Origin of the sequence: Streptomyces mayonensis (assembly GCF_018982965.1) — a bacterium.
GTDB lineage: Bacteria > Actinomycetota > Actinomycetes > Streptomycetales > Streptomycetaceae > Streptomyces > Streptomyces mayonensis.
Window position 1 is genome coordinate 26,788 of the sequence record NZ_JACBYP010000033.1, and the last position, 21,617, is coordinate 48,404.

Here is a 21,617-nt window from a genome sequence, read left to right on the forward strand (position 1 = left end):
GCCTGGGCCTGGGCCTGGGCCTGGGCCTGGGGCCGGGATCGACAGATCCGCGGGGCGGGTGGTTCCCTGGCCGGCATGACCAACATCGCCGTGACCACGTGGTCCCTGGAGCAGACGGCGCCCACCGACCTGCTGCCGGCCGCCGCCCCGGAGGGGGACGTGCGGATCGTCCGCGCCGAGGTGCCCTCCCCCGAGTTCAGCCGCTTTCTCTACGCCTCGGTCGGCGGCGACATCCGCTGGACGGACCGGCTCGGCTGGACCCACGCGCGCTGGCGCGAGCACCTGGAGCGGCCGGGCGTCGAGACCTGGGTCGCGTACGACCGCGGCACGCCCGCCGGGTTCGTCGAACTGGTGCCCGGGGACGACGGGGTCGTGGAGATCGAGTACTTCGGCCTGATCCCCGCCTTCCGCGGCCGGCGCATCGGCGGCCACCTCCTCTCGTACGGCACCGCCCGCGCGTGGGACGTGGCGGAGCGATGGCCGGGACTGGCCACGACGAAGCGGGTGTGGCTGCACACCTGCAGCAAGGACGGCCCGTACGCGATGGACAACTACCGGCGCCGGGGCTTCCGGCTCTTCGACACCAAGGTCGAGGAGGAGGCGGAGGTGGCGACTCCGGGGCCGTGGCCGGGGGCTTTCCCCTCCTGACCTGCACCGACACATACCTTTTCGGTCGCGTGACGAGCTGCGCGACGAGCCGTGTGACCAACGACACCCCTGTCTCGTACAGCGAGACAGGGGTGTCCACATTCCGGATAATGCTGGACTGTCTCCAGATCTCCGTGCCACGCTTCCGTCATGTCTGGAACTGGAATTGCCTTGGTGAGTCGGCGCCACGTCGACCTGGGCCGCATGTCCAGCGCCATCTGTCCGGGCCGCTGAGAGCACTCTCCAGCACCACCGGATCCCCCTTCGTCTCGCTCCCGCGCAACGACGCGCACGCGTGTCCTCACGTATGTCCACGTACGCCCACGCAGTGCCCGTGCGCCCTGCGCGCAGGTCAGAGCCTCCCACCCGCCACCCGACCGCCACCCCTCATCGACGACGCCACGCGCCGGCACCCCTCGATGCTGCTTATAAAGGACGTGTCACCCATGGCCGCCACCCCGCCCAAGCCCGCTGCCGCGACCCCGCGCCGCAAGGTGAGCCGTCACCGCGGCGAGGGCCAGTGGGCGGCCGGGCACTTCACTCCGCTCAACGGGAACGAGCAGACCAAGAAGGACGACGACGGTCTCAACGTACGGACACGCATTGAGACGATCTACTCCAAGCGCGGTTTCGACTCGATCGACCCGGGCGACCTGCGCGGCCGCATGCGCTGGTGGGGCCTCTACACCCAGCGCCGCCAGGGCATCGACGGCGGCAAGACGGCGATCCTGGAGCCGGAGGAGCTGGACGACCGGTACTTCATGCTCCGCGTCCGCATCGACGGCGGAGCGCTGACGACCGCCCAGCTGCGGGTCGTCGGCGAGATCTCGCAGGAGTTCGCGCGCGGCACGGCCGACATCACCGACCGGCAGAACGTCCAGTACCACTGGATCCGCATCGAGGACGTGCCGGAGATCTGGAACCGCCTGGAGGGCGTCGGCCTGTCCACCGTGACCGCGTGCGGCGACACGCCCCGCGTGATGATCGGCTCGCCCGTGGCGGGCATCGCCGAGGACGAGATCATCGACGGCACTCCGGCCCTGGAGGAGATGAAGCGCCGGGTCCTGAACAACCCGGCGTACTCCAACCTCCCCCGCAAGTTCAAGACCGCGATCTCCGGGTCGCCGGTCCTCGACGTGGTGCACGAGATCAACGACGTGGCCTTCGTCGGCGTCGAGCACCCCGAGCACGGGCCCGGCTTCGACCTGTGGGTCGGCGGCGGCCTGTCCACCAACCCCAAGCTGGGCGTGCGGCTGAACGCCTGGGTGCCGATCGAGGACGTCCCGGACGTCTACGAGGGCGTTATCTCCATCTTCCGCGACTACGGCTACCGGCGGCTGCGCAACCGCGCCCGCCTGAAGTTCCTGGTCGCCGACTGGGGCGCGGAGAAGTTCCGCCAGGTCCTGGAGGACGAGTACCTGAAGCGGAAGCTGACCGACGGTCCGGCGCCCGCCGACCCCACCAGCCGCTGGCGCGACCACATCGGCGTGCACCGGCAGAAGGACGGCCGCTACTACGTGGGCTTCGCCCCGCGCGTCGGCCGCGTCGACGGCACGGTCCTGACCAAGGTCGCCGACCTGGCCGAGGCGCACGGCTCGCAGCGCGTGCGCACGACGGTCGAACAGAAGATGATCATTCTGGATGTGGAGGAGGGGGCGGTCGACTCCCTGATGGAATCCCTTGAGGCGCTGGACCTCACGGCCCGCCCCTCCACCTTCCGGCGCGGCACCATGGCGTGCACGGGCATCGAGTTCTGCAAGCTCGCGATCGTCGAGACCAAGGCGCGCGGCGCCTCCCTCATCGACGAACTGGAGCGCCGCCTCCCGGACTTCGACGAGCCCCTCACCATCAACCTCAACGGCTGCCCGAACGCCTGCGCCCGCATCCAGACCGCGGACATCGGTCTCAAGGGCCAGCTGATGCTCGACGAGAGCGGCGAGCAGGTCGAGGGCTACCAGGTGCACCTGGGCGGCGCGCTCGGCCTGGAGCCCGGCTTCGGCCGCAAGGTGCGCGGCCTGAAGGTCACGGCGCAGGAGCTGCCGGACTACGTGGAGCGCGTGCTCAACCGCTACCGGGCCGAGCGCGAGGACGGCGAGCGGTTCGCCACCTGGGCGGCCAGGGCGTCCGAGGAGGCCCTGTCGTGAGCGAGCGCGCCGCGCCCTTCTACTGCCCCTACTGCGGCGACGAGGACCTGCGTCCGGGAGAGCAGGGCCACGGCGCCTGGGAATGCGGGGCGTGCAACCGCGCATTCCAGCTGAAGTTCCTCGGGCTGCTCGCCCGCGGGCTGCAGCCCGACCTCACGGGAGGGGAACCGACATGACCGCGGTTCAGGAAGAGCGTACGACCGACGATCTCAAGGCACTGGCCGAGCGTGCGGGCCGCGAACTGGAGGACGCCTCCGCGCTGGAGATCCTCCAGTGGGCGGCGGACACCTTCGGCAACCGCTTCTGCGTGACCTCGTCCATGGAGGACGCGGTCGTCGCCCACCTCGCCTCCCGCGCCCTGCCCGGTGTGGACGTGGTGTTCCTCGACACGGGCTACCACTTCGAGGAGACCATCGGCACCCGGGACGCGGTGGAGGCCGTGATGGACGTGAACGTCATCACGCTCACCCCGCGCCAGACGGTCGCCGAGCAGGACGCCGAGTACGGCCCCCGGCTGCACGACCGCGACCCGGACCTGTGCTGCGCGCTGCGCAAGGTGAAGCCGCTGGAGGAGGGGCTGCGGGGCTACCAGGCCTGGGCGACCGGGCTGCGCCGCGACGAGTCGGAGACCAGGGCGAACACACCCGTCGTCGGCTGGGACGAGAAGCGGGGCAAGGTGAAGGTCTCCCCCATCGCCAGGTGGTCACAGGAAGATGTGCAAACGTACGTCACCGAGCACGGCGTCCTCACCAACCCGTTGCTGACGGACGGCTATGCCTCCGTGGGCTGCGCGCCCTGCACCCGGCGGGTGCTGGAGGGCGAGGACGCCCGCGCCGGACGCTGGGCGGGCCGCTCCAAGACCGAGTGCGGACTGCACGGCTGACATGAAGACCACCGGACCGACCACCATCGGACCGACGACCACCGGACCGGCCACCACCGGACCGACGGCGTCGGGCCCGTCGAGAACCAGGGAGAACCACGTGACGACCGGAGCCACCGTCTGGCTCACGGGGCTGCCCAGCGCCGGCAAGACCACCATCGCCCACGAGCTGGCCGGGCGCCTTCGCGAGGAGGGCCGGCGCGTCGAGCTGCTCGACGGCGACGAGATCCGTGAGTTCCTCTCCCGGGGCCTCGGCTTCAGCCGCGCGGACCGGCACACCAACGTGCAGCGCATCGGCTTCGTCGCCGAGCTGCTCGCCCGCAACGGCGTCGTCGCGCTGGTCCCGGTGATCGCGCCGTACGCCGACAGCCGCGACGCGGTCCGCGAGCGCCACGAGGGCAACGGCACGGCGTACGTCGAGGTGCACGTGGCCACACCCGTCGAGGTCTGCTCGGTGCGCGACGTGAAGGGCCTGTACGCCAAGCAGGCCGCGGGTGAGCTGACGGGGCTCACCGGGGTGGACGACCCGTACGAGGAACCCGTCAAGCCCGACCTGCGCATCGAGTCGCAGGACCAGACCGTGCAGGAGTCCGCCGCGGCGGTTCACGCGCTGCTCACCGAAAGGGGACTGGCATGACGACGTCCGTGACGTCCGCGGCCGCGGTTCAGGAGGCGGCGGACAGCCCGTACGCCCTCTCCCACCTCGACGCCCTGGAGTCCGAGGCGGTGCACATCTTCCGCGAGGTGGCGGGGGAGTTCGAGCGTCCGGTGATCCTGTTCTCCGGCGGCAAGGACTCCATCCTGATGCTGCACCTAGCGCTGAAGGCGTTCGCGCCGGCGCCGGTGCCGTTCGCGCTGCTGCACGTGGACACCGGGCACAACTTCCCGGAGGTCCTGGACTACCGGGACCGCACGGTGGAGAAGCACGGGCTGCGGCTGCACGTGGCCTCCGTGCAGGACTACATCGACCGGGGTGTGCTCAAGGAGCGCGCGGACGGCACCCGCAACCCGCTGCAGACCCTGCCGCTGACCGAGAAGATCCAGGCCGAGAGGTTCGACGCCGTCTTCGGCGGCGGGCGCCGGGACGAGGAGAAGGCACGGGCGAAGGAGCGGGTGTTCTCGCTGCGCGACGAGTTCTCCCAGTGGGACCCGCGCCGCCAGCGCCCCGAGCTGTGGAACCTGTACAACGGCCGGCACGCCCCCGGCGAGCACGTGCGCGTCTTCCCGCTGTCCAACTGGACCGAGCTGGACGTGTGGCAGTACATCGCCCGCGAGGGCATCGAACTGCCGGCGATCTACTACGCCCACGAGCGGGAGGTCTTCGGGCGCAGCGGCATGTGGCTGACCGCCGGCGAGTGGGGCGGCCCGAAGGACGGCGAGACGGTGGTCAAGCGGAAGGTCCGCTACCGCACCGTCGGCGACATGTCCTGCACCGGAGCCGTCGACTCGGACGCCGACAGCATCGAGAAGGTGATCGCCGAGATCGCCGTCTCCCGCCTCACCGAACGCGGCGCCACCCGTGCCGACGACAAGATGTCCGAGGCCGCGATGGAAGACCGCAAGCGCGAGGGGTACTTCTAGCCATGACCAGCACCACCGAACCCATCGAGCCCGCCGCGTCCGGCGCCGCTTCTGCTTCCACTTCTGCCGAGGCGCTGGTCTGGCAGCTGTCGGAGACGACCCTGCTGCGGTTCGCCACCGCCGGCTCGGTCGACGACGGCAAGTCCACGCTGGTCGGCCGCCTTCTGCACGACTCCAAGTCGGTCCTCACCGACCAGCTGGAGGCCGTGGAGCGTGCCTCCGCGAGCCGCGGCCAGGAGGCCCCGGACCTCGCGCTGCTCACCGACGGCCTGCGGGCCGAGCGCGAGCAGGGCATCACCATCGACGTGGCCTACCGCTACTTCGCCACCCCGCGCCGCCGGTTCATCCTGGCCGACACGCCGGGGCACGTGCAGTACACGCGGAACATGGTCACCGGCGCCTCCACCGCCGAGCTGACGGTGATCCTCGTCGACGCCCGCAACGGCGTCGTCGAGCAGACCCGCCGGCACGCCGCGATCGCCGCCCTGCTGCGGGTCCCGCACGTCGTCCTCGCCGTCAACAAGATGGACCTGGTCGACTACAAGGAGCCCGTGTTCGCCGCCATCGCCGAGGAGTTCACGGCGTACGCCACCGAGCTGGGCGTCCCCGAGGTCACCGCGATCCCCATCTCGGCCCTGGAGGGCGACAACGTGGTGGAGGCGTCGGCGGTCATGGACTGGTACGGCGGCCCGACCGTCCTGGAGCACCTGGAGACCGTCCCGGTCAGCCACGACCTGGCACACTGCCACGCCCGGCTGCCCGTGCAGTACGTGATCCGTCCGCAGACCGCCGACCACCCCGACTACCGCGGCTACGCGGGCCAGATAGCCGCCGGCACCTTCCGCGTCGGCGACGAGGTCGCCGTCCTGCCGTCCGGCCGCACCTCGAAGGTGTCCGGCATCGACCTGCTGGGCGAGCCGGTGGACGCCGCCTGGACGCCGCAGTCGGTGACGCTGCTCCTCGAGGACGACATCGACGTCTCCCGCGGTGACCTGATCGTGCCCCGCGAGGACGCCCCGGCCACCACGCAGGACGTCGAGGCCACCGTCTGCCACGTCGCGGACGCGCCGCTCACGGTGGGTCACCGGGTGCTCCTGAAGCACGGCACCCGCACCGTCAAGGCCATCGTCAAGGACATCCCGGCCCGGCTCACCCTGGACGACCTGTCCCTGCACCCGCACCCCGGGCAGCTCGTCGCCAACGACATCGGCCGCGTCAAGATCCGCACCGCCGAGCCGCTGCCCGCCGACTCCTACGCGGACTCGCGCCGCACGGGTTCCTTCATCCTCATCGACCCCGGCGACGGCACCACGCTCACCGCGGGCATGGCCGGCGAGTCCTTCGCGGCGCCCGAGCCGGTCAAGGACGAGGCGGACGACGACGGATGGGACTTCTGACGATGAACTCCCACGACTTCTACTCCACGTTCGCGAAGGAGGGCGGCCGCGTCGGCAGCGGCGCCCTCGGCGCGGGCCAGGGCGGAGTGGCGCGATGTGCGCGGTGACGTACGCGCACCGCTCGCGCGCCCGGACCGCCCCCCACCCGCACAGTCGAAGACCTGCCGACCTCCCGGCCACGACCTGAACCTCGGATCAGACCGACAGGCGTGAGCTCCGGGCCAACGAGAGGAACCCCTCCCGTGCCTGCCACCACCGCTCTGCGCCGCACTCTCGCGGTCATGGCCGCCCTGCCCCTGCTGACACTCGCCGCGTGCGGCTACGGCTCCGAGTCCAAGGACGACGACACCGCCAAGGTCGCCGACGGCGCCGAGAAGATCGACGGCCTCGACTCCGTCCGGATCGGCTACTTCGGCAACATCACGCACGCCACGCCGCTGGTCGCCAACCAGAAGGGCTTCTTCCAGAAGGTACTGGGCGGCACCGAGGCCAAGTACGCGGTGTTCAACGCGGGTCCGTCCGAGATCGAGGCGCTGAACTCCGGCTCCATCGACATCGGCTGGATCGGCCCGTCCCCGTCGATCAACGGCTACACCAAGTCCGGCGGCAAGAACCTGCGCATCATCGGCGGTTCGGCCTCCGGCGGCGTGAAGCTCGTGGTCAACCCCGACAAGATCAAGTCCCTGGACGACGTCAAGGGCAAGCGGATCGCGACGCCGCAGCTGGGCAACACGCAGGACGTGGCGTTCCTCAACTGGATAGCCGAGCAGGGCTGGAAGGTCGACGCGCAGAGCGGCAAGGGCGACGTCACGGTCGTGCGCAGCGACAACAAGGTCACGCCCGACGCCTACAAGTCCGGTTCCCTGGACGGCGCCTGGGTGCCGGAGCCGACCGCGTCCAAGCTGGTCGCCGAGGGCGGCAAGGTACTGCTCGACGAGTCGACGCTGTGGCCCGACGAGAAGTTCGTGATCACGAACATCATCGTGTCGCAGAAGTTCCTCAAGGAGCACCCGAAGGCCGTGGAGGCGGTGCTGGGTGCCTCGGTCGACACGAACAAGTGGATCGCGGACAACCCGGACGACGCGAAGGCGGCGGCCAACGAGCAGCTGAAGAAGGACTCCGGCAAGGCCCTGCCGGCCGACGTGCTCGACCCGTCGTGGGAGTCGATCAAGCTCACCGACGACCCGCTGGCCGCCACCCTCGACGCCCAGGCGGAGCACGCCGTGAAGGCCGGTCTGCTTCAGAAGCCCGACCTGAACGGCATCTACGACCTCACGCTGCTCAACAAGGTCCTCAAGGCCAAGGGCGAGCCCGCGGTCGACGACGCCGGACTCGGCGTCCAGTAAGTCCGGATCCGACCACCCCAGGAGGTGACGACCATGGCCACGACCACGACCCTCGCCAAGGCCGCCGACGGCACGGAGCCGGCCGCACCCGCCGCCCGGATCGAGCACGTCTCGAAGTCCTTCGCGGGCCCCGCCGGGCAGCAGCTCGTCCTGGACGACATCACCCTCGATGTCGCGCCCGGCGAGTTCGTCACCCTCCTGGGCGCCTCCGGCTGCGGCAAGTCCACGCTGCTCAACCTGGTGGCGGGCCTGGACCGGCCCAGCGCGGGCGACATCACCACGGACGGCCGCCCGGCCCTGATGTTCCAGGAACACGCCCTGTTCCCCTGGCTCACCGCCGGCAAGAACATCGAACTCGCCCTCAAGCTGCGGGGCGTGCCCAAGGCGGAGCGCCGCGACAAGGCCGAGGAACTGCTTGAGCTCGTCCGGCTGAAGGGCGCGCACGGCAAGCGGGTGCACGAGCTGTCGGGCGGCATGCGCCAGCGCGTCGCCCTGGCCCGCGCGCTCGCCCAGGAGAGCAGGCTGCTGCTGATGGACGAGCCGTTCGCGGCCCTGGACGCCATCACCCGGGACGTGCTGCACGACGAACTGACCCGCATCTGGCGCGAGACGCGGGTGTCCGTCCTGTTCGTCACCCACAACGTCCGCGAGGCCGTCCGGCTCGCCGAACGCGTCGTGCTGCTGTCGTCCCGTCCGGGGCGGGTGGCGCGCGAGTGGACGGTGGGCATTCCGCAGCCGCGCCGGATCGAGGACAGCCAGGTCGCCGAACTGTCCGTCGAGATCACCGAAGAACTGCGTGGGGAGATCCGCCGCCATGGCCAGCACTGAGACCACCACGCCCGCGGGGGACGCGGGCTCCCCCGCCGGAGGGGACGCGGGCGATCTCGCCGGCCTGGAGGCGGGCCTCGACGCCCTGGAGACCCGGCAGAGCGGCCGTACGCCGTTCCGGCAGACCTTCACGCAGAAGATCCTGCCGCCCGCCGTCGCCGTACTGCTGGTCCTGGCGGTGTGGCAGGGACTGGTCTCCTTCAAGATCGTCGACGACCCGAGCAAGCTGCCCGCGCCGTCGGACGTGTGGCAGGTCGTGCGGGACGCCTGGCTCCAGGGCGAGCTGCTCGGCTACATCTGGACCAGCGTCTCGCGCGGTCTGCTCGGCTTCTGCTTCGCGCTGCTCATCGGCACCCCGCTGGGTCTGCTGGTGGCGCGGGTGAAGGTGGTGCGCGCGGCGATCGGTCCGATCCTGTCCGGTCTGCAGTCGCTGCCGTCGGTGGCCTGGGTGCCGCCGGCCGTGATCTGGCTGGGCCTGAACAACTCGATGATGTACGCCGTCATCCTGCTGGGCGCGGTCCCCTCGATCGCCAACGGCCTGGTCTCCGGCGTCGACCAGGTCTCCCCGCTCTTCCTGCGGGCCGGCCGGACCCTGGGCGCGACCGGGCTGAAGGGCACCTGGCACATCGTCCTGCCGGCCGCGCTGCCGGGCTACGTCGCCGGTCTGAAGCAGGGCTGGGCGTTCTCGTGGCGTTCCCTGATGGCCGCCGAGATCATCGCGTCCTTCCCCGACCTCGGGGTGGGCCTCGGCCAGCTCCTGGAGAACGGCCGCAACGCCAGCGACATGGCCATGGTCTTCGAGGCGATCCTGCTGATCCTGGTCGTCGGCATCGCCATCGACCTGATCATCTTCAGTCCGCTGGAGCGGTGGGTGCTGCGCAGCCGCGGCCTGCTGGTCAAGAGCTGAGGCACCCCATGTCCGCACCGGTGCGTCCCGTACTCCTGGTCGTCGCCCACGGCAGCCGCGATCCGCGGCACGCCGCGACCGTGCACGCCCTGGTCCGCCGGGTCAGGGCGCAGCGCCCGGACGTTCGGGTGGAGACCGGTTTCCTGGACTTCAACGTGCCCTCCGTGCAGGGCGTCCTGGAGTCCCTGGCGACGGAGGGCGTGCGGGACGTCGTGGCCCTCCCGCTGCTGCTGACCCGCGCCTTCCACGCCAAGACGGACATCCCGGCGGTCCTCGCGGACGCCCCGCCCCGGCTGCGGATCCGGCAGGCGGAGGTGCTCGGCCCCTCGCCGTTGCTGCTGTCGGCGCTGGAACGGCGCCTGTACGAGGCGGGCCTCACGCCCGCCGACAAGTCCTCGACCGGGGTCGTGCTGGCCTCGGCGGGGTCCTCCGACCCGGAGGCGATCGCAGTGATCGCTGACATCGCGCGGGAGTGGCGGCACACCGGTTGGTGCGCCGTGCGGCCTGCGTTCGCCTCCGCATCGCTTCCCCGCACCGAGGACGCCGTACGGCGGCTTCGTGCGCTGGGCTGTGCACGCGTCGCCGTCGCGCCGTACGTCCTGGCCCCCGGCTTCCTGCCGGACCGCATCGCGCGGGGCGCGGCCGGGGCGGACGTGCTGGCGGACGTCCTCGGCCCCTCGCCGGAGGTGGCGCGGGTCCTCCTGGAGCGGTACGAGGCGGCGCGGGTGCCGGTACCGGCGGCGGCCGGGGCTGCCTGACGCCCGCTCTCAGGCGCCGGTCAGCTCCACCAGCTTGGTGACGGTGTTCCAGTTGCGGGTGGTGGCGGTCAGGCCCTTGTTCACGCGTGGTCTGGACAGGGCATCGGCGAGGCCTGAGCGGCCGAGGCCGTTCGGAGCGTACAGGTAGAGGGCGCGGTCGCCGAGGCGGAAGTCCTCCGGGAGGAAGGCGGCGCGGTCGACCGGCGCGAAGCGTTCCTCGTCGACCGGCCCGGAGAAGTAGGTGACGTGGAGCTGCTTGGGCTCCAGATCGGCGGCCGGGAACGGGCAGTTTTCGGCGACCGCCCTGAGGTAGGCGTGGTCGCGGACGAGGACGTCCACGGGGAAGCCGAAACGCTGCTCGATCGCCTGCCTCAACTCGGCGGCCAGCGACTCCTCGTCGCCGTGCGCGGACGCGAAGACGGCCTGTCCGCTCTGGAGATGGGTGCGTACGCCGCCGTGGCCCAGTTCCTCCAGGAGCGCGCGCAGGTCGGCCATCGGGAGCTTCCGGGCGCCGCCCACGTTGATCCCGCGCAGCAGCGCGGCGTACGTCTTCGTCATGCGCACACCATAGAACGGCCGCCGTGCCCCGTGGGGGCGGGCACGACGGCCGGGTCCGCGCAGGCGGACGTGCGCGCCACTCTCGCCGATACGTGTGCAGCCTTCAACCACTTCGCGCACCTGTGACTTAATCAACAGGTTTTCCAATAGACCTGCGCATCCGGCCGCACCCTGATCCCGGGGCCCCGGAGACCCCGGTAGATGTAAGGGTCCGGCATCCTTCTCAGCGGTGAGGGCGCCGGTACGGAGGGATGAGGCGGAGCCCCCGTACGTCACCGGGGAGCACGACGCGACGGCCTTACGCGGCCCATACTTTCGAATCGCGAGGTGGCGGCAGGGGGCCGTCACCGCTCAGGAGGGGGCAGGCCCGTCATGCGGAACGGAGAGACACGGGTGCGGGGCGTCGCCGCCCGGGCCGGAGGGTGGAGCGCCCGGCACCGATGGGCCGCGGTGGGGATCTGGGTACTGTTCGTCGTCCTGGCGATGGGGCTCGGTTCGGCGGCCGGGCGGGTCGACGTCAAGGACAGCGAGGAGATGGGGGGCGAGACGCACACCGCGGCGCGGATCGTCGAGGACGCGGGGATCGAGGAGCCGGCCGGTGAGAGCGTCCTGATCCAGGCCAGGGGCGGGGACGTCAAGGCCACGGACGACGAGTTCCGCGCCGCGGTGACCGCGGTGACGGCGGCGGTCGAGGGGACCGGTGAGGTCACCGGCGTGACCTCGCCGTACGACACGGGAACGGTTTCCAAGGACGGCCGCAGCGCGCTGGTCCGGTTCGACATGCGCGGCGACGCGGAAACCGCGGGCGAGCGGGTCGAGCCGGTGCTGAAGGCCGTCAAGGGGGTACAGAAGGAGCACGGGTCGCTGCGGATCGAGGAGATCGGCGGCGCCAGCATGATGAAGACGTTCGACGACGCGTTCGGCGACGACTTCAAGAAGGCCGAGTACTCGGCGGTGCCGGTGGCGCTGGGCATCCTGCTCGTCGCGTTCGGCGCGCTGGTGGCGGCGCTGGTCCCGGTGGCTCTGGCGATCACCGCGATCGTCGCGACCATGGGTCTGATGGGCCTGGTCAGCCACTTCCAGCCGATGAGCGAGACCGCCGACTCCGTGATGCTGCTCGTCGGTCTGGCGGTCGGCGTCGACTACTGCCTGTTCTATCTGCGCCGTGAGCGCGAGGAGCGCGCCGCCGGCCGGGACGCGCAGACGGCGCTCAGGATCGCCGCCGCCACCAGTGGCCGGGCGATCGTCGTCTCCGGTGTCACGGTGTGCGTGGCGATGGCGGGCATGCTGTTCACCGGGATCGCCGAGTTCGAGGCGATGGGCCTGGCGTCGCTGATGGTGGTCGCGGTCGCCATGGTCGGCTCGGTGACGGTCCTGCCCGCGCTGCTGTCCCTGCTGGGCGAGCGCGTCGAGAAGGGCCGCGTGCCGTTCCTGCGCCGGCGCCGCCGCAGCGGTGGTGCCGAGGGCAGCCGCTTCTGGACGGCCGTACTGAACCGCGTACTGGCCAGGCCGCTGCTCGCCGCCGCGGTGGCCGTCGGAACGCTGCTGGCCGTGGCCGCGCCCGCGCTCGGCATGAAGACGCAGAACTTCACCCTGGACCAGGAGTTCGGCGACTCACTGCCCATCGTGGGCACGTACAACCGGGTCAACGAGGCCTTCCCCGGCGGTTCCGACCCGGCCGAGGTGGTCGTGAAGGCCGACGACATCGACGCGCCCGAGGTGCGGGCCGCGCTCGCCGACTTCCGGGAGCGCGCGGTGAGTTCGGGCGCCTCGCGCGGGCCGGTGGAGGTCACGGTGCACGACGGGCAGAACGTCGCGCTGGTGTACGTGCCGCTGGTCGGCGGCTCCGACCAGGACCGGGCCGGCGAGAGCCTGGACAAGCTGCGCGACGACGTGCGGCCCGCGACCCTGGGCAAGGTCGACGGGGTCGAGGCGCCGATCACCGGGCAGGTCGCCGGTTCGAAGGACTTCAACGACCAGCTGGTCGGGTCGGTCCTGCCGGTCTTCGTGTTCGTGGTCGCCTTCGCCTTCCTGCTGATGCTGCTGTCGTTCCGCTCGCTGACGGTCGCGCTCACCTCGATCGTGCTCAACCTGCTGTCGGTGGGCGCGGCGTACGGCATCCTGGTCGCCGTCTTCCAGCACGGCTGGGGCGCGTCGCTGGTGGGCGCGGAGGGTGTGGGGGCCGTCATCACGTGGCTGCCGCTGTTCCTCTTCGTGATCCTGTTCGGCCTGTCGATGGACTACCACGTGTTCGTGGTCTCGCGGATCCGTGAGGCGCGGCTGCGCGGGCTGAGCACCCGGGACGCGATCCGGCACGGTGTGGTCACGACGGCGGGGGTCGTCACGAGTGCCGCCGTCATCATGGTCGCGGTGTTCGCCATCTTCGGGACGCTGTCCATGCAGTCGATGAAGCAGATGGGTGTGGGCCTGGCGGCGGCGGTGCTGATCGACGCGACGGTCATCCGCGGTGTGCTGCTGCCGGCCGTGATGTCGCTGCTCGGCGAGCGCAACTGGTACCTGCCGAAGTGGCTGCACCGGCTGCCGGACCTGAGCCACGACGAGACGCCCGGGGCGATCGCCCCGCCGGTCCCGGACGGCGAGGGCGAACGGGGCGGCGAACGGGGCGGTGAGCGGGGCGAACCGGTCGGGGTCTGACCGGCGCGTCACCACGACGGCAGGGCCCGTCGGTTCGCATGGAACCGACGGGCCCTGCCGCCTTGCTGTCCTGCCTGTCCTGCTGTCCTGCCTGTCCTGCCGTCCTGCCTGTCCTGCTGCCGTATGGCCCGGTCAGCTCCGTGCGGCGGCCAGTTCCGCCTCGATGAGGTCGGCGGCCCGCCGGGTGCCGCCCTCCCGGGCCATCTGTGCCTGGACCTCCTTCAGCCTTCGGGCCGCCTCCGGGTCGTCGACCAGGGCGAGGGCGGCGGTGCGCAGCGCCTCGGCGGTGGCCTCCTCGGTCGGCAGGGTGCGGGCGACGCCGAGGCCCTGGAGCATCTCCGCGTTGCCGAACTGGTCCGCGGCCTGCGGCACGGCGATCATCGGCGTGGCGGTCGCCAGGCCCTCCTGGCTGCCGCCGGCGCCCGCGTGCGTGACGAACAGGTCGGCCTGCTGGAGGATCGCCAACTGCGGGACCCACGAGCGTACTTCCACGTTGTCCGGTACGTCGCCCAGCTCGGCCGGGTCGACGTGCCGGCCGACCTGGAGCACCGTGTGCCAGCCGGGCAGCTCGCCGAAGGCCCTGACGCACTCCCGGTAGAACGCCGGCTGCTTGGTGAAGGCGGACCCGAGCGAGACGAGGACGACCTTGTCGGCGCCCTCGGGCCGGGTCCAGTCCCCCTCGGCCGTGCGGTCGCCCTGGCACGCGCCGACGAACGCGTACGTCGTCTCGTCGACCCGCTCGGCGTTGGGCTGGAGCGCCTTGGGGATCAGCACCAGGGAGCGGTCGGGGCGGCCGACGAAGGGGTCGGGGTGGTCGGTGATCCCGTTCTCCTCGAGCCAGGCGTGGAAGCGCGCGTAGTACGCCTGCCCGCGCTCGGTCTTCAGCGGCTCCTCCCACATCGGCTCGCCGACCTCCTGCTCGTACCCCTCCCAGGCGACCATGCAGGGCGACAGGGAGATCACGGGCACGTCCCAGCGGCGGCCGAGGACGCGGGCGGTGTAGGAGGCGATGTCGTGCAGGACCAGGTCCGGCTCGTCGCCCTCGTAGGCCTCGGTGAGCTGCGGGAGTGCCTGGATCGCGTCGTCGAGGAACGGCTCGACGTTGTCCAGCAGGGTGCTCCCCCATGCCTCCGGGTCGGCGTCGGGGCCGGGCAGGGTGCTGTTCCAGAGCCTGGGTTCGGCGCCCGTCTCGGCGACCTTGTCCGCGAGCAGCGGCGGGATCGCGTACGTCACCCGGTGCCCTCGCGCGACTAGCTCGCGGACGACCTCCAGGCTGGGGTTCACGTGGCCGTACGCGGCGATGGAGAACATGGCGATGTGAGCGGGACTGGTCATGCGCCGACCGTATGCGAGACGAGACGTCTCGTGCAACTTCTTTGCGTCGCTCATGTGCGGCTCCTTCGAGGTCATCTGCTGCGGCTCTTTCGGGGGCGTTTCCTGCGGATCGCTGCGGGTCATGTCGTGGGGCTCCTTCGGGGGCGCTTCTTGCGGATCGGTGCAGGTCATGTCGCGGGGCTCCTTCGGGGGCGTCTCGTGGAATCCGGTCCGGTTCATGGCGTCAGCTCCTCGTACAGCCGCAGCCAACGGTCCGGCGCGACCTCGCCCACGAGCAGGCGGGGGTCGAGCCGGGCCGCACGGAAGGCGGCGTCCACCCGGCGCCGTGGGTGGGCGCGCCGGAGGGAGGCGTGCAGGGAGCCGCCGGCACCGGAGAAGCCCAGCTCGACCAGGTCCCGCCAGCTCCGGAGGGCGGCGCCGGTGAGCAGCGGGGCCGGGCGGCGCCGGATCCGGAGGACGCCGGCGTCGACACGCGGCGCGGGCCGGAAGCGGTACCGGTCCACCCGGCCCGTCAGCAGCCAGGTGTGGCTCGGCCAGGTGCGTACCGTCAGCAGCGTCCAGCGGCCGTAGTCACCGGTGCGTTTGCGGGCGTACTCGAGCTGGGTGAGGAGGGTGGCGTCGGTGCAGGCGGGCGCGGTCAGGCACCAGTCGACGATGTCCGCCGTGCGCGAGAAGGGCACGTTGCCCGCGACCGAGAACGGCTGGCGCGGGGGCCGGGCGGCGAGGAAGTCGCCGGCGACGACACGCACGTGCGGGGTACGCGCGAACCGCGCGCGGAGTCCCGGGACGAGCCGGGCGTCGATCTCGTAGGCGTGCAGTTCCCGACTGCGGCGGGCGAGCGGCTCGGTGAGGGCACCGTTGCCCGCGCCCACTTCGAGCAGCAGGGGCGGGTGCCGGCGGTCGGGGACGGCGAGCCGGGCGACGTGCTCGGCTGTGGCGCGGTCGGCGAGGAAGTTCTGCGAGAGCGTGCGGGCACGCTGGGTGGGGCGGGCCATGGCCTGCGGTCCTTGTCTTCCGTGAAGGGGGAAAAGGGCAGCCGAAGGCCCTGACCGGAAGACGGAGGCAGTGGGAGATGCGGAGGCTCAGCCCCGCCGCGCGCGCGTCGCACACGCCGGACGCATCCCGTGCGCCGGGCGTGTCGGACGTGTCGCTCGCGTCAGCGGCGGGGGGACCCCGGGCCGGTCAGGGCTCCGGGGCCGCGCCGCATCCTGATGGAGTACGTGCAGCCCCGGCCGAGACCGGAGTTGGTGATCGCGTTGAAAGCTGCCACGGAGGTGACGGTAGGCGGACCCGCGCCCGGTCGGCAACGGGTTTTCGGTCGGCGGGCGCCGACGCTGGTGCGGGCGGCGTCAACCCAGGTACCGGCGGCCGTCAACGCCGGTACCGGGCAGCCGTCAACGCTGGTACCGGGCGAGTACGAGGTTTCCGTCCTCCTCCATGCGGTGGCGCAGTTCGTCCATGCCGATCGCGCCGCTGTAGTACTCCTGGAGCGCCGGTGTCGCCACCTTGTCCTTCCACTCGGCGTAGCCCCGGACGGACTGCGCGGGCGCCGGGCGCAGGTGGGCGGCGAGGGCGGTACCGGTGGCCCAGCCGTGCTCGGCGGTGTGCAGGGCGGGGTCCTGGAGCGCCTGCTTACCGGTGGGCAGCATCCAGTCGCCGAGGGCGAGGCGCACCATGTTGTCGGGCTGGAGGAGGAAGTCGAGGAACGCGGCGGCCTCCTTCTTGTGCCGGGTGTCCTCGGCGATCGACAGGGTCTGCGGGCTGACGCCCTGGGCGAGTCCGTCGGCGCCCGCGGGGGCGGGCAGCACCTGCCAGTCGAAGCCCTCGGGGGCCTGCTGTTCGATCTGCTGCCGGTAGGAGAAGCCCAGCGGCACCATGGCGTACTTGCCGGCGAAGAACCCCGGCAGGGTGTCGGAGCCGCCGCTGCCCAGGGTGGTGGCGGAGGCGCTGTGGTCGGTGTTGACCTGGTCGTGGACGGTGCGGGGCACCACGCGGTCGCCCTCCTCGAAACGGACCGTGACCCTGCCGTCCGCGCCCCGGTGGAACAGCCGGCCGCCGGTGGACAGGGAGAGGTTGAGGGTGGCGGAGACGGGTTCCTTGAGCGGCCAGGCCACCCCGTACCTCCCGTCGCCGCTCAGCCGCTTCGTCACCTGCCGGAACTCCGCCCAGGTCCACGGGTGTTCCGGCGTGGGAACGCGCACCCCGGACCGCTTCAGCAGGGTGGCGTCGGCGATGAGGACGCGTGGCTCCTGGAGGAACGGCACGCCGTACACGCCGTCGCCGAAGGTGGCCGTCTCCCAGCTGCGCCGCGGGATGTCCGACGTCAGCCGCCGGGGCAGCAGGTCCGTGAGGTCGGCGAGGTAGCCGCCGTACGCGAAGTCCGCGAGGTCGTCGGAGGCGTCGTGGATGATGTCGGGCGCCTCGCCGCCCTCGAAGGAGGTGAGGAGCTGGTCGTGGACGCTGTCCCAGCTGCCCTGGACGTACTCGACGCGCACGTCCGGGTGGGTGGCGTTCCACTCCCGCACCAGTTCCCTGTTGACCCGCACGGACTCGTCCTGCCAGGCCAGGGACTGGTAGCGCAGGGTGATCCGGCCGTCGTCGGGCCCGTCGCCGCCCGCCGAGCAGCCGGCGAGCAGCAGGACGAGGGCCGTGAGCAGCGTGACGGTTCTCCCGCGCATCAGCTCTTCACCGCCCCGGCGAGCATGCCGCCCGTGATCCGGCGCTGGATGAGCGCGAAGACGAGCAGCGAGGGCAGCGTCGCGAGGAAGGCGGCCGCGGCGAGCGGCCCGAGGTCGGCCACGCCCTCGGCGCCGATGAAGTGGGTGAGGATCACGGGCAGGGTCTGTTTCTCCGGTGACTTCAGCAGCACCAGCGCGAAGAAGAACTCGTTCCACGCGGTGATGAACGCGAACAGGGCCGTCGCCACGATCCCCGGCGCGAGCAGCGGCGCGGTCACCGACACGAGGATGCGCAGCCGCCCGGCGCCGTCGACCGCCGCCGCCTCCTCCAGTTCGGCCGGCACGGCGCGGACGTACCCGGCGAGCATCCACAGCGCGAACGGCAGCGACCACACGACGTACACCATCACCAGCCCGGGAACGGAGTTGATCAGCCGGAGGTTCTTGAGGACCAGGAAGAGCGGGATGATCAGCAGGACGAAGGGGAAGGCCTGGCTGACCACGACCCAGCCGGTGGCCGCCTTGGCGAACCGGCCGCGGTGGCGGGCCATGACGTACGCCGTCGGCGTCGCGATCAGCACCGCGAGCACGGCGGCGCCGAGCGCGGCGAGCAGGGAGTTGAGCGCGGCGTGCAGCAGCGGCTGTTCGTCGAAGGCCTGCCGGAAGTTGTCGAGGGTGGGGTCCTCGGGAATCCAGGTGGGGTGCAGACTGCCCAGCTCGCGCGGCGGTTTGAAGGCGGTGGAGACGAGCCAGAGGAACGGGAAGGCCAGGAAGACGAGGTAGGCGAGCAGCGCGGCGTACTGGCCGACGCGGGCTCCGGTCGAGGTCCTCACGCCTCGTCGCCTCCTTTCAGACGGCCGGCGAGGAAGACCGCCAGCAGGACCGAGACCAGGGCGACCATGACGCAGCCCATGGCCGCCGCGTAGCCGAACTGCCCGTACCGGAAGGCCTCTTCGTAGGCGAAGAGCATGGGCAGCCGGGTGCGTCCGCCGGGGCCGCCGCTGGTGAGTACGTAGACCAGGGCGAAGGAGTTGAAGTTCCAGATGAGGTTGAGGGCGGTGATGGCGAGGGCGACGGGCCTCAGCGCGGGCCAGGTGACCGTGCGGAAGCGGCGCCAGGCACCGGCGCCGTCGACGGCCGCCGCCTCGTGCAGTTCGCGCGGGGTGTTCTGGAGTCCGGCGAGCAGGGCCACGGTCGTCTGCGGCATACCGGCCCAGACGCCGACGACGATGACGGCCGGCAGGGCGGTGGCGAGGCCGCTGAGCCAGTCGTGGCCGTTTCCGAGGCCCAGGTCGCGCAGGGTCTCGTTGAGGATGCCCGCGTCCGCGTTGTAGACCAGCCGCCACATGATGCCGACGACGACCTCGGGCATGGCCCAGGGGACGATCGCGAGGGCGCGGGCCAGCCAGCGCAGGCGGAGGTTCTGGTTGAGGAGAAGGGCGAGGCCGAGCGCGAGCAGGAACTGCGGGACCGTCACCCCGATGGCCCAGACCAGGCCGATGCGGAACGAGTCCCAGAAGAGGGTGTCGTGCAGCAGGTCCTGGAAGTTGAGGGTGCCGATCCACCGGGTGGGTTCGGTGCGGCCGGACTGGGCGTCGGTGAAGGCCAGCAGGATGCCGTACAGCAGCGGTCCCACGCTGAGCACCAGGATGGGGATCAGCGCGGGCAGCACGAGGAACCAGGCACCGTGGTCGGGCCCGCGTCCGGGGCGTCCCGTGCCGGACGCGCGGACCGCCGGCCGTCTCGACTCGGTCACCGATGTCACGTATTCATCCCCTTTGCGCTGCTCGGGCGGGCCTCGTCATGGTCATGGGGTGACCGCGCTCAGTCAAGGGACCGCGCATCCGCCCCGACCAGTGCGAATGCGACACTGAGCGACGCACGACGCTCACGCCGGCAGAAGACCGACGAGCGAGCCGAAACCACCAGAAGCACCAGAAGCACCGAAAACACGGAGGCGCACCACGATGGACGAGGCACGGGCTCGGGAGGTGCTGGCCGCGGCGGGGGTACTGCCCGGCCCGGCGCGCGAGGCGCGACTGCTGGCCCTCGGCGAGAACGCCGTCTTCACCGCCGGGGACCTCGTGGTCAAGGTGGGCCGCGACGCGGAACTCCTGGCCAGGGCCCGCCGGGAACTGGCCGTGGCGGTGTGGCTCGCGGAGGCCGGCGTACCGGCGGTGCGGGCGGCCGACCCGACGGCGCGGTCCGTCGACGGGCACCCGGTGACCGTGTGGCGGCGGCTGCCCGACCCGGTGCGGCCCGCCGAGCCCCGGGACGTGGCCGTGCTGCTCCGGCTCGTTCACGAACTGCCCCTTCCTTCCTTCGAACTGCCGCCCCGCGAACTGCTGGGCGGTGTGGAGCGCTGGCTGCGGCTCGCGGGCGACGTGATCGAACCCGCGGACGCCGCGTACCTGCGTGAGCGCCGGGACGGCTTCGCGGCGGCGGCCGCCGCGCTCACGCCGCGTCTGACGCCCGGTCCGATCCACGGCGACGCGCTGCCCCGGAACGTGCACGTCGGCCCGGACGGCCCGGTCCTGGTCGACCTGGAGACCTTCTCCGCCGACCTGCGCGAGCACGACCTGGTGGTCCTCGCGCTCAGCCGGGACCGCTACGGGCTGCCCGCCGAGGCGTACGACGCGTTCACCGCGGCCTACGGCTGGGACGTACGCGAGTGGGACGGCTGCGCGGTGCTGCGCGGCGCCCGGGAGACGGCGAGCTGCGCCTGGGTGGCCCAGCACGCGCCGGGCAACCCGAAGGCGCTGGCCGAGTTCGAGCGCAGGGTGGCGTCACTGCGGGACGGGGACACGTCGGTGCGCTGGCATCCCTTCTGACGGCGCACCCGTCCGCGCATTCGGCCACACAGCCGACCGTGCGTCCGGCCGCGCATTCGGTCACACAGCCGACCGCGCATCCGACCGTGCGTCCGGCCACACATCCGCCACACGTTCAGAACGCGCGTTCCGACCACACGTTCAGAACGTCCGCTGCGACCGTGCGTTCCGGCCGGTGGCTCCGCGTCCCGGCCCTGCGGCGTCCGCCCCGGGTTGTGTCAGACCCGTTCGCCGGCCGGCTCGCGCAGCGGCCACGTTCCGTCGACGACGGCCGTGGGGTCGCCCTTGCGGCGCAGGAAGCTCTGGAAGTCCGCCGCCCACTCCGCATACCACTCGATCTGGCGGTGGTGCAGGTCCGCCGGGCCGAGGGCCGCGACCTTGGGGTGGCGGCCGGCTATCGCGCAGGCCAGCCGGGCGGCGGCGAGGGCGTCGGCCGTGGCGTCGTGCGCGGTGTCGAGTCCGACCCCGTACTCCCGGCAGACCGCCTCCAAGTTGCGCTTGCCCCTGCGGTAGCGGTCGACGGCACGGTCGATGGTGTACGGGTCGATGACGGGGGCGGGGTCGAGGCCGCCGAGGCGCTCGCGCAGGGACGGCAGCCGGTGGCGCCGCAGTTCGGCCGAGAGCAGGCTGAGGTCGAAGGCCGCGTTGTAGGCGACGACCGGGACGCCCGCCAGCCAGTGGTCCGTGAGTACACCGGCGATGGCGTCCGCGACCTGGTCGGCGGGCCGGCCCTCACGCGCGGCGCGCTCGCCGGTGATGCCGTGCACCGCCACCGCGTCGGCCGGGATCTCCACGCCCGGGTCGGCCAGCCACTCCCGGCGGCCGAGCGGCTCACCGGCCCTGACCTCGATCACGGCTCCCGTGACGATGCGCGCCTCGCGCGGATCGGTGCCCGTCGTCTCCAGGTCGAAGCCGATCAGCAGCTCCCGGTGCCAGCCCATGGGCGGTCCCCCTTCTTGGTGGTGCGTTCCCCCAGTGGTCTCCACCTTCGCACGGGCCACTGACAATCAGAGGGTCGCATTCCGCTTGCGGCCGCACCGACCCCGGGCCCGCCCCTTCACGACGTCC

At 71.7% G+C, this 21,617-nt stretch carries 21 protein-coding genes; 14 read left to right on the plus strand and 7 right to left on the minus strand.

All coding sequences use genetic code 11. The annotated features are described in order from the left end of the window. Positions 1 to 75: 75 nt before the first annotated feature. From HZS56_RS15340 to HZS56_RS15395, 12 genes are all read left to right on the plus strand, one after another. The gene (locus HZS56_RS15340; RefSeq protein ID WP_216721225.1) at positions 76 to 648 is read left to right on the plus strand and encodes a GNAT family N-acetyltransferase; all 573 of its coding nucleotides are present in this window, start codon (positions 76 to 78) and stop codon (positions 646 to 648) included. A 150-nt stretch (positions 649 to 798) separates the two neighbouring features. Then, positions 799 to 882, plus strand: coding sequence for a putative leader peptide (locus HZS56_RS39070; protein WP_350890428.1), 84 nt, complete (start codon positions 799 to 801; stop codon positions 880 to 882). A 212-nt stretch (positions 883 to 1,094) separates the two neighbouring features. Beyond that, a complete protein-coding gene (gene sirA, locus HZS56_RS15345) occupies positions 1,095 to 2,792 on the plus strand; it encodes a sulfite reductase SirA (protein WP_216721226.1) in 1,698 nt (565 codons plus the stop codon). Next, positions 2,789 to 2,968: a hypothetical protein gene (locus HZS56_RS15350; RefSeq protein ID WP_216721227.1), complete on the plus strand. Its 180-nt coding sequence runs from the start codon at positions 2,789 to 2,791 to the stop codon at positions 2,966 to 2,968. The genes sirA and HZS56_RS15350 overlap by 4 nt, the downstream gene beginning before the upstream one ends. Next, positions 2,965 to 3,675: a phosphoadenylyl-sulfate reductase gene (locus HZS56_RS15355; protein ID WP_216721228.1), complete on the plus strand. Its 711-nt coding sequence runs from the start codon at positions 2,965 to 2,967 to the stop codon at positions 3,673 to 3,675. The genes HZS56_RS15350 and HZS56_RS15355 overlap by 4 nt, the downstream gene beginning before the upstream one ends. Before the next feature lie 100 nt (positions 3,676 to 3,775). Next, entirely contained in the window at positions 3,776 to 4,312 is a 537-nt protein-coding gene (gene cysC / locus HZS56_RS15360; protein WP_216721229.1) for an adenylyl-sulfate kinase, read from the plus strand. After that, positions 4,309 to 5,256, plus strand: coding sequence for a sulfate adenylyltransferase subunit CysD (cysD, locus tag HZS56_RS15365; RefSeq protein WP_253914294.1), 948 nt, complete (start codon positions 4,309 to 4,311; stop codon positions 5,254 to 5,256). The genes cysC and cysD overlap by 4 nt, the downstream gene beginning before the upstream one ends. Before the next feature lie 2 nt (positions 5,257 to 5,258). Beyond that, positions 5,259 to 6,653: a sulfate adenylyltransferase subunit 1 gene (locus tag HZS56_RS15370; RefSeq protein ID WP_253914295.1), complete on the plus strand. Its 1,395-nt coding sequence runs from the start codon at positions 5,259 to 5,261 to the stop codon at positions 6,651 to 6,653. A gap of 242 nt (positions 6,654 to 6,895) precedes the next feature. Continuing rightward, entirely contained in the window at positions 6,896 to 7,999 is a 1,104-nt protein-coding gene (locus HZS56_RS15380; protein WP_216721230.1) for an aliphatic sulfonate ABC transporter substrate-binding protein, read from the plus strand. A gap of 33 nt (positions 8,000 to 8,032) precedes the next feature. Continuing rightward, complete coding sequence (locus HZS56_RS15385) at positions 8,033 to 8,827, plus strand: ABC transporter ATP-binding protein (RefSeq protein WP_216721231.1); 795 nt, start codon at positions 8,033 to 8,035, stop codon at positions 8,825 to 8,827. Further along, entirely contained in the window at positions 8,814 to 9,734 is a 921-nt protein-coding gene (locus HZS56_RS15390) for an ABC transporter permease (RefSeq protein ID WP_216721232.1), read from the plus strand. The genes HZS56_RS15385 and HZS56_RS15390 overlap by 14 nt, the downstream gene beginning before the upstream one ends. An 8-nt stretch (positions 9,735 to 9,742) precedes the next feature. Further along, on the plus strand, positions 9,743 to 10,492 hold the full coding sequence (locus HZS56_RS15395) for a sirohydrochlorin chelatase (protein WP_216721233.1): 750 nt from the start codon (positions 9,743 to 9,745) through the stop codon (positions 10,490 to 10,492). A gap of 9 nt (positions 10,493 to 10,501) precedes the next feature. Here HZS56_RS15395 and HZS56_RS15400 read toward each other — a convergent pair whose 3' ends face one another. Further along, on the minus strand, positions 10,502 to 11,050 hold the full coding sequence (locus HZS56_RS15400; protein WP_216721234.1) for a DUF1697 domain-containing protein: 549 nt from the start codon (positions 11,048 to 11,050) through the stop codon (positions 10,502 to 10,504). Between the two features lie 372 nt (positions 11,051 to 11,422). Between HZS56_RS15400 and HZS56_RS15405 the strand changes: the two genes are divergently transcribed. After that, entirely contained in the window at positions 11,423 to 13,705 is a 2,283-nt protein-coding gene (locus HZS56_RS15405; protein WP_216721235.1) for an MMPL family transporter, read from the plus strand. A gap of 132 nt (positions 13,706 to 13,837) precedes the next feature. Here the strand turns inward: HZS56_RS15405 and HZS56_RS15410 are convergent, their stop codons facing one another. The 5 genes from HZS56_RS15410 to HZS56_RS15430 all read right to left on the minus strand — a co-directional run bounded on the left by HZS56_RS15410 (position 13,838) and on the right by HZS56_RS15430 (position 19,483). Next, positions 13,838 to 15,094, minus strand: a complete 1,257-nt coding sequence (locus HZS56_RS15410) for a glycosyltransferase (protein WP_216721265.1) — start codon at positions 15,092 to 15,094, stop codon at positions 13,838 to 13,840. Between the two features lie 161 nt (positions 15,095 to 15,255). After that, complete coding sequence (gene erm(O), locus HZS56_RS15415) at positions 15,256 to 16,035, minus strand: 23S rRNA (adenine(2058)-N(6))-methyltransferase Erm(O) (protein ID WP_216721236.1); 780 nt, start codon at positions 16,033 to 16,035, stop codon at positions 15,256 to 15,258. A 399-nt stretch (positions 16,036 to 16,434) separates the two neighbouring features. Further along, entirely contained in the window at positions 16,435 to 17,718 is a 1,284-nt protein-coding gene (locus HZS56_RS15420) for an ABC transporter substrate-binding protein (RefSeq protein ID WP_216721237.1), read from the minus strand. After that, positions 17,718 to 18,551, minus strand: coding sequence for a carbohydrate ABC transporter permease (locus HZS56_RS15425; RefSeq protein ID WP_216721238.1), 834 nt, complete (start codon positions 18,549 to 18,551; stop codon positions 17,718 to 17,720). Before HZS56_RS15425 ends, HZS56_RS15420 begins: the two co-directional genes overlap by 1 nt. Further along, positions 18,548 to 19,483: a carbohydrate ABC transporter permease gene (locus tag HZS56_RS15430; RefSeq protein WP_216721239.1), complete on the minus strand. Its 936-nt coding sequence runs from the start codon at positions 19,481 to 19,483 to the stop codon at positions 18,548 to 18,550. Before HZS56_RS15430 ends, HZS56_RS15425 begins: the two co-directional genes overlap by 4 nt. Positions 19,484 to 19,685: 202 nt before the next feature. Between HZS56_RS15430 and HZS56_RS15435 the strand changes: the two genes are divergently transcribed. Then, positions 19,686 to 20,549, plus strand: a complete 864-nt coding sequence (locus HZS56_RS15435) for a phosphotransferase enzyme family protein (RefSeq protein ID WP_216721240.1) — start codon at positions 19,686 to 19,688, stop codon at positions 20,547 to 20,549. A 218-nt stretch (positions 20,550 to 20,767) separates the two neighbouring features. On the opposite strand, the gene HZS56_RS15440 is transcribed toward HZS56_RS15435, so the two are convergent. After that, positions 20,768 to 21,490 (minus strand): 3'-5' exonuclease, encoded by a 723-nt coding sequence (locus tag HZS56_RS15440; protein WP_216721241.1) that lies wholly within the window; start codon positions 21,488 to 21,490, stop codon positions 20,768 to 20,770. Positions 21,491 to 21,617 lie beyond the last annotated feature (127 nt).

What these genes read in the sequence shown, in the direction of transcription:
- HZS56_RS15400 (WP_216721234.1), bottom strand. Translation starts at nt 11,050, where the DNA reads ATGACGAAGACGTACGCCGCGCTGCTGCGCGGGATCAACGTGGGCGGC.
- HZS56_RS15435 (WP_216721240.1), top strand. Translation starts at nt 19,686, where the DNA reads ATGGACGAGGCACGGGCTCGGGAGGTGCTGGCCGCGGCGGGGGTACTG.
- HZS56_RS15340 (WP_216721225.1), top strand. Translation starts at nt 76, where the DNA reads ATGACCAACATCGCCGTGACCACGTGGTCCCTGGAGCAGACGGCGCCC.
- HZS56_RS15440 (WP_216721241.1), bottom strand. Translation starts at nt 21,490, where the DNA reads ATGGGCTGGCACCGGGAGCTGCTGATCGGCTTCGACCTGGAGACGACG.
- HZS56_RS39070 (WP_350890428.1), top strand. Translation starts at nt 799, where the DNA reads ATGTCTGGAACTGGAATTGCCTTGGTGAGTCGGCGCCACGTCGACCTG.
- HZS56_RS15385 (WP_216721231.1), top strand. Translation starts at nt 8,033, where the DNA reads ATGGCCACGACCACGACCCTCGCCAAGGCCGCCGACGGCACGGAGCCG.
- HZS56_RS15405 (WP_216721235.1), top strand. Translation starts at nt 11,423, where the DNA reads ATGCGGAACGGAGAGACACGGGTGCGGGGCGTCGCCGCCCGGGCCGGA.
- cysD (WP_253914294.1), top strand. Translation starts at nt 4,309, where the DNA reads ATGACGACGTCCGTGACGTCCGCGGCCGCGGTTCAGGAGGCGGCGGAC.
- HZS56_RS15395 (WP_216721233.1), top strand. Translation starts at nt 9,743, where the DNA reads ATGTCCGCACCGGTGCGTCCCGTACTCCTGGTCGTCGCCCACGGCAGC.
- HZS56_RS15420 (WP_216721237.1), bottom strand. Translation starts at nt 17,718, where the DNA reads ATGCGCGGGAGAACCGTCACGCTGCTCACGGCCCTCGTCCTGCTGCTC.
- HZS56_RS15355 (WP_216721228.1), top strand. Translation starts at nt 2,965, where the DNA reads ATGACCGCGGTTCAGGAAGAGCGTACGACCGACGATCTCAAGGCACTG.
- HZS56_RS15390 (WP_216721232.1), top strand. Translation starts at nt 8,814, where the DNA reads ATGGCCAGCACTGAGACCACCACGCCCGCGGGGGACGCGGGCTCCCCC.
- sirA (WP_216721226.1), top strand. Translation starts at nt 1,095, where the DNA reads ATGGCCGCCACCCCGCCCAAGCCCGCTGCCGCGACCCCGCGCCGCAAG.
- HZS56_RS15370 (WP_253914295.1), top strand. Translation starts at nt 5,259, where the DNA reads ATGACCAGCACCACCGAACCCATCGAGCCCGCCGCGTCCGGCGCCGCT.
- HZS56_RS15410 (WP_216721265.1), bottom strand. Translation starts at nt 15,094, where the DNA reads ATGAGCGACGCAAAGAAGTTGCACGAGACGTCTCGTCTCGCATACGGT.